This is a genomic window from Halosimplex rubrum (assembly GCF_013415885.1).
In the GTDB taxonomy this organism is placed as follows: Archaea; Halobacteriota; Halobacteria; order Halobacteriales; family Haloarculaceae; genus Halosimplex; species Halosimplex rubrum.
Window position 1 is genome coordinate 4,473,732 of sequence record NZ_CP058910.1, and the last position, 6,416, is coordinate 4,480,147.

Consider the following 6,416-nt stretch of genomic DNA (forward strand, 5'->3'; position numbering starts at 1 on the left):
GAACGCCCATGCCGACGCCTGCGACGGCCGATCCGCCGACCCCGGGGCGGCTCGCCCCCGGGACGGAGGCCCGCCCGTGATCGAGACCGACTCCGACGGCGACGTGTGCGTCGTCACGCTCGACCGCCCCGACCACCGCAACGCGCTCACGCCGGCGGCCCTCGACGACCTCGAATCGGCCGTCGACGGCGCCGACGCACCCGTCGTCCTCCTCGGTGGCGCCGGAGCGGCCTTCTGCGCCGGCGCAGACCTCGACGCGGTCGCCGACCTGGGAGACCGCGAAGCGGCCGAAGCGTTCGCTCGCCGCGGCCAGCGCGTCGCGGCGACCCTCGCCGAGAGCGAGTCGGTCGTCGTCGCGGGGGTCGACGGCGCGGCCCGGGGCGGCGGCGTCGAGCTCGCGCTGGCCTGCGACGTGCGCGTCGCGACGCCCGAGGCGACCTTCGCCGAACCGGGCGCGGCCATCGGCCTGTTGGGCGCCTGGGGCGGGACCGTCCGTTTGCCCGAGGTCGTCGGCCTCGGCGAGGCGATGGATATCGCGCTGTCGGGGCGAGTCCTCGACGCAGAGGAGGCGCTCCGGACGGGACTCGTCTCCCGCGTCGTCGACGATCCGCGGGCGGTCGCCACGGAGATCGCCGGGAACGACCCGGCGGCGCTCCGGACGATCAAGGAACGCCTGCGCGACGACGGCGACCGCGCCGAGCGGGAGGGCCGCGAGGCCGAGGCGTTCGCCGACCTGCACGCCGACTACGAGCGGTAGACGACTCGCGTGGCGCGAGACGGCCGCCTCCACGCCCGCCACAACCGAAACCTTCGAGAGCGGTGACCTCTCATAGACGGCTAATGCCGGACTGCGACTACTGCGGGGCGACGTTCGACGGCGAGGACGCCTACCTCGACCACCTCGCCGACGAACACGAGGGGGAACTGGGTTCGATCGATAGACGGCGGGTCGCCGACCGGGAGCCCGACGACGGCGGCGTCCCGCTCGGCCCGGCGATCCTGGTCGGACTGCTCGCGCTCGCGGGCGGGCTCGTGGTCTACGTCACCTTCCTCATGAGCGGGTCGGGCGGGACCGCCGCGGCGAGCGGCCTGCCCGACAGCGGCGACCAGTCGGTCATCTCGCAGGTCCAGACCGAGGAGTCGAACGGCCTCGAACACCGCGAGCAGGGGACCGAGATCGAGTACGAACGCGTCCCGCCGACCAGCGGCACCCACTGGGGCGGCACGTGGGAGACGGCCGGCTTCTACAGCGAGCAGCCGCCGATGGAGTCGCTCGTCCACTCGCTCGAACACGGCGCCGTCGTCGTCTACTACGACCCGGCCGAGCTGACCCCCGAGGCCGAGGAGAGCCTCCGCGGCTGGGCGACCAACCAGAGCGGTAACTTCCGGAACTTCATCGCCGTCCCGAACCCCAACGAGAACCCCGAGTCGACGTACGTCCTCACCGCGTGGACCAAGCGGCTGACGATGGACGAGTACGACGACTCGACGGTCCGCGCGTTCACCGCCGAGTACCTCGGCCGCGGTCCCGAGAACCCGGTGCGATAACGGTCGGACGGCAGAGACGACTTCTCGCAGTTCAGTACAGCGGCTCGGGCCCCGGCGGCGCCGCCCGCTTGTGTTCGCTCCCCTCGTACAGTCCGCGCACCCGCTCGACCGTCTCCGCGTCGACGCCGACCTGGTCGGCCGTCGCCGAGACCGACAGCGGCCCGTCGACGTGCAGCGCCAGGATCGAGTCGAGCGTGTCGTAGCTCATCCCGAGTTCCCCCTCGTCGGTCTGGTCGACCCACATGCCGGCGCTGGCCTCCTTGGCCGCCAGATCGTCGGGCACGCCGACGTGGCGGGCCAGCTGGCGCACCTGTTGCTTGTAGAGGTTCGCGATCGGGTGACAGTCCACCGCGCCGTCGCCGTACTTCGTGAAGTAGCCCACCAGTGCCTCGGTGCGGTTGCCCGTCCCCACGACCAGCCCGCCCTCGGTGTTGGCCACGAGGTAGTTCAACACCGCGCGGATCCGCACGTAGAGGTTCCCCGTCGCCATCCGGTCCTCGTCGGCCGCGGGGTAGGCGTCGAGGAACGCGTCGGCGATGGGCGTGATCTCCACGACGTCGTACTCGACATCTAGCAGTTCACTCGCGACCCGCTCGGCGTCGCTCATGTTCGACTCGCGGTTGACCTCGCTGGGCATCACCAGCGCGTGGACGGTCTCGGCGCCCAGCGCCTCGACGACCAGATGCGAGGTGAGCGTGCTGTCGATCCCACCCGACAGCCCTATCACCACGCGGTCGGCGCCCGCCGCCTCGTACTGCGCGGCGATGAAGTCGGTGATGTGCTCGCGATGGGCGTCCAGTTCCTCGGTCGAGAGGGACATATCGAGCGGGTCGGTCGCCCGGACGAGTTCCTCGGTCGTAGCCATACCGAACGATTGGCACGAGTGCGACTAATACCCTCGTGTCGGCCCGGATCGGTGACCGTCCGTCCACTCGGCCGAAGCGCTACGTTCAAGTGATCGGGACTGCGATTCTCGGATGAAGCGGGCGCCGTTGGTGAGCGGTCGACCGGACCGCGAGTCGCGGGGCGAACGAAGTGAGCGCCGTTGGTCCAGTGGTAGGACATTAGCTTCCCAAGCTAATAGCCCGGGTTCAATTCCCGGACGGCGCATACCGCGGTCGTCTTCTATCGGTTTCCTCTCGGGTCAGCCGCGCTCACCGGCAGATCCCGCCGACCACGCCGATACTTGGGTTTAAGCCGCTTCGAGCGAAAGACGGCCCCAATGGCAGGAAGCGACGAGGTTCTGGTGGCCGGTCCGCCGGGCGACGGAGGCCGAGCGGTCGCCGACGACCTCGCGGCGGTCGACGGGGTGACCGTCGAAGCGGCGAGCGCGGCGGATCCCGGCGAACTCGACCCGGAGAGAGTCGACTGCGTCGTCTGGGTCGGCCCGGCGACGGGCGACGCGCTGGCGGCGCTCGTCGACCGCGCGGGAGGGTCGACCGGAACGCCGGTCGTCGTCGTCGGGGACGACGCCGGTCCCGACCCGGACGCGGCCTTCGAGGCGGGGGTCGCGGACTTCGTGCGGGCGGGCGGGGACGACCGGACCGTCCTCGCGCGGCGGGTCGAACGGCTGTTGTCGGGCGAGCGCGACCGCGCGGCCGCCGACGGGAGCGGCGACCGGCCGGTATCGGGGGCGGTTCCCGCGGCGGCCCGGCCGCCCGAGGCGAACGCCGAGCGGGTCCTCGAACGCGTCGACGCCGCGGTCATGGGGCTGGACGACGACTGGCGGATCACCTACCTCAACGAGCCGGCGGCCGAGGCGCTGGGTCGCTCGCCCGACGAGGCCGTCGACGAGGTCGTCTGGGAGGCGTTCCCCGACCTCGGGGGCACCGTCTTCGAGCGGGAGTACCGCGAGGCGCTGGCGAGCCAGGAGGTCCGAAGCTTCGAGACCCGCTACGACCCGGAGGACCGCTGGCTGTCGGTGTCGGTCTACCCCGCCTCGGACGGGCTGTCGGTGTACGTCCGCGACGTGACCGAGCGCAAGCGGACGAAGGCGGAGCTGGAGCGCAACGAGCGGGCGCTGCGGGACCTCCAGCGGCTGGCCTCCTCGCGCGACCGGTCGTTCGACGAGAAACTGGAGCGGGCGCTGGCGGTCGGGTGCGAGCGCCTCGACCTGCCGCTGGGGTATCTGACCCGGATCGACGGCGACACCCAGACCGTCGTCGCCGCCCACGGCGACGCCATCGAGCCGGGCACCCGCCAGCCCGTCGAGGAGAGCTACTGCCGGCGGACCCTCGAAACCGACGGCCTGCTGGCGCTCGAACACGCCGGGGCGGATGGGTGGGACGGCGACCCCGCCTACGAGCGCCACGGGATGGAGTGTTACCTCGGCGGGAAGCTGCTGGTCGACGGCGAGCTGTACGGGACGCTCTGTTTCGGCGCCGCCGACGCCCGCGAGACGCCCTTCACCGACGCCGAGGAGACGTTCATCGAGCTACTCGTCGAGTGGGTCAGCTACGAGATCGAGCGCCGCGACCGCGAGCGCGAGCTCGGCCGCTACGGGACCATCGTCCGCTCGGTCGACGACGGCGTCTACGAACTCGACGGCGACGGCCGGTTCACGTTCGTCAACCCCGCGATGTGCCGGATCACCGGCTACGACGCCGACGAACTCGTCGGCGAGCACGTCTCGGTCGTCAAGGACGACGACGCGACCGCGGCGGCCGTCGACGCGCTGCTTTCCGGCGAGGCGACCGAGCGGACCGTCGAGTCGACCGTCCAGCGCAAGCGCGGTCCGCCGGTCCCCTGCGAGGACAGCCTGACCGCGCTGACCGGCGAGGAGGGGGCGGCCCGGGGCGTCGTCGGCGTCGTCCGCGACGTGACCGAACAGAAGGCCCACCGCGAGATGCTGTCGGAACTGGTCACCTCCTCGCGGTCGCTCATGCAGGCCCGCGACCGCGGGGAGGTCGCCGAGATGGCCGCCCAGGCGGTCGGCGAGGTACTCGGGTTCGAGCTGAACACCGTCCGCCTGTTCGACCGCGAGACCGACCGCCTCGAACCCGCGGGGACGACCGACGCCGTCGCCGAGCGCGGCGTCGAGACCCCGACCTACGACGTGGACGAGGGCGGTCCCGGCCGGGCGTTCGTCGACGGGAAGATGGTCGTCGTCTCCGACACGTCGACCGTCGACGACGACCACCCGCACGACATCGTCCGCTCGGCGCTGCACGTCCCGATGGGCGTCCACGGCACCATCAGTATCGGCGCCGAGACGGTCGACGCCTTCTCGAACACGGACCGCCAGGCCGCCCAGCTGCTGGCGACCAGCGCCGCCGCCGCGGCCAACCGCGCCAAGCGCGAGCAGGAGGTCCGCGAGGCCCGCGAGCGGGTCGACACGCTCGTCGACCGGATCAACGGCCTCATCGAGGACACCGTCGAGGTGCTCGTCCAGGCCGGCACGCGGGAGGAGCTCGAAGCCGGCGTCGTCGAGCAGCTCGTCGCCACCGACCCCTACGCCTTCGCCTGGATCGGCCGGCCCGACCTGGCCGCCGAACGCCTGGAAGCGGCCGCCTGGGAGGGCGACGTACCCGAACTCGCCGACGCCGTCGCGGACCTGTCGCTGGACCGGTCGACCGCCCGCGACGCAGCCGACCCCGCCGCGCTCGCGCTCGACGACGAGGCCACCCACATCGTCGACGACCTGGCCGACGCGCCCGACGGGAGCGTCCACGCGACCGCCCGCGAGGCCGGCCTGGGCTCGATGATCGCCGTCCCGCTCACCTACAAGGACGCCAGCTACGGCGTCCTCTGCGTCTACGCCCCGGAGACGGACGCCTTCGCCGACCGCGAGCAGGTCGTCCTCGACGCGCTAGGGCGGGCTGTCGCCAACGCCGTCAACGCCATCGAGAGCGGCCGTATCCTCTCGACCGACCGCGTCGTCGAGCTGGAGTTCACCGTGCGCGACGACGACCTCCTGTTCAACCGCCTGTCGGCGCAGACGGACGCGACCTACGAGCTGACGGGGTCGGTCCACGAGGCCGACGGGAGCATCCGGCTGTACGTCGCCGCCAGCGGCGCCGACGCCGAGGACATCGAGGCGACTCTGTCGGGCGACGACGGCGTCACCGCGTCGAGTATCATCGCCGACCACGACGGCGACGTGCTGTTCGAAGCGGTCGTCGACGACTCGCTCGTCGAGTCGCTGGCCGACCACGGCGCGGTCACCCGCTCGGTCGTCGCCGAGGACGGCCGCGTCCGCTACACCATCGAACTCCCCTACGAGGCCGAGGCCCGCGAGCTGTTCGAGCTCGTCTCCGACCGCTACCGCGGCACCGACCTCGTGGGGTACCACGAGCACGAGCGCCCGGTCCGAACCCGCCAGGAGTTCCGCGAGGCCGTCACCGACCGCTTCACCGACCGCCAGGAGACCGCCATCCGAACCGCCTACCTCGGCGGCTTCTTCGAGTGGCCCCGCGACGTGGACGGCGACGACCTGGCCGGCTCGATGGACATCTCCCGGCCCACCTACCACCAGCACCTCCGCGCCGCCCAGCGGAAGGTGTTCGACGAGCTGTTCGACCCGCACTCCGGGCGGTAGACGATTGGGGCACCGGCCGTCGAGGTCACGTCCGCTCAGTACGAATTCAACACGATCGACAGGCCGTACAGCAGCGCGAAGAACACACCGAGCCCGGCGAGGAACCCGACGACCGTCCTGACGACCGACGACCCGGTGATCCCCGACACCTCCTCGGTATCTTCGGATCGGCTGGCCGCTTCGCCCTTGGCGACCGCGTCCGGGGCGCTCGCACCGGTGGCCTTCGATCCATGTGCCGTCTCCCCCGTGTCCTCTCCGCCGGCTCCATCCATACCACCCGGAAATGATTTCCCGGAGATAAGTCTTCTGCGCGACCGGGGTACGGACACCG

General features: G+C 71.6%; 5 protein-coding genes and 1 tRNA gene. 4 read left to right on the plus strand and 2 right to left on the minus strand.

Features of this window, described 5'->3' with window-relative positions; all coding sequences use genetic code 11:
- The first annotated feature begins 76 nt into the window (after nt 1–76).
- Nucleotides 77–757 (plus strand): enoyl-CoA hydratase/isomerase family protein, encoded by a 681-nt coding sequence (locus HZS55_RS22335; protein WP_179909727.1) that lies wholly within the window; start codon nt 77–79, stop codon nt 755–757.
- Nucleotides 758–840: 83 nt separating this feature from the next.
- Nucleotides 841–1,548 (plus strand): DUF3105 domain-containing protein, encoded by a 708-nt coding sequence (locus HZS55_RS22340; RefSeq protein WP_179909728.1) that lies wholly within the window; start codon nt 841–843, stop codon nt 1,546–1,548.
- Nucleotides 1,549–1,579: 31 nt separating this feature from the next.
- Here HZS55_RS22340 and HZS55_RS22345 read toward each other — a convergent pair whose 3' ends face one another.
- Nucleotides 1,580–2,413, minus strand: a complete 834-nt coding sequence (locus HZS55_RS22345) for an NAD+ synthase (RefSeq protein WP_179909729.1) — start codon at nt 2,411–2,413, stop codon at nt 1,580–1,582.
- A gap of 174 nt (nt 2,414–2,587) precedes the next feature.
- Between HZS55_RS22345 and HZS55_RS22350 the strand changes: the two genes are divergently transcribed.
- Nucleotides 2,588–2,658: transfer RNA gene (locus tag HZS55_RS22350), tRNA-Gly, on the plus strand.
- A gap of 112 nt (nt 2,659–2,770) precedes the next feature.
- Nucleotides 2,771–6,085, plus strand: coding sequence for a bacterio-opsin activator domain-containing protein (locus HZS55_RS22355; RefSeq protein ID WP_179909730.1), 3,315 nt, complete (start codon nt 2,771–2,773; stop codon nt 6,083–6,085).
- 35 nt (nt 6,086–6,120) lie between these two features.
- On the opposite strand, the gene HZS55_RS22360 is transcribed toward HZS55_RS22355, so the two are convergent.
- Complete coding sequence (locus HZS55_RS22360; RefSeq protein ID WP_179909731.1) at nt 6,121–6,357, minus strand: hypothetical protein; 237 nt, start codon at nt 6,355–6,357, stop codon at nt 6,121–6,123.
- Between the last annotated feature and the right edge of the window lie 59 nt (nt 6,358–6,416).

Bases quoted from the DNA above. Each gene is read 5' to 3' on its own strand.
- HZS55_RS22340 (WP_179909728.1), top strand. From the start codon at position 841: ATGCCGGACTGCGACTACTGCGGGGCGACGTTCGACGGCGAGGACGCC.
- HZS55_RS22345 (WP_179909729.1), bottom strand. From the start codon at position 2,413: ATGGCTACGACCGAGGAACTCGTCCGGGCGACCGACCCGCTCGATATG.
- HZS55_RS22355 (WP_179909730.1), top strand. From the start codon at position 2,771: ATGGCAGGAAGCGACGAGGTTCTGGTGGCCGGTCCGCCGGGCGACGGA.
- HZS55_RS22360 (WP_179909731.1), bottom strand. From the start codon at position 6,357: ATGGATGGAGCCGGCGGAGAGGACACGGGGGAGACGGCACATGGATCG.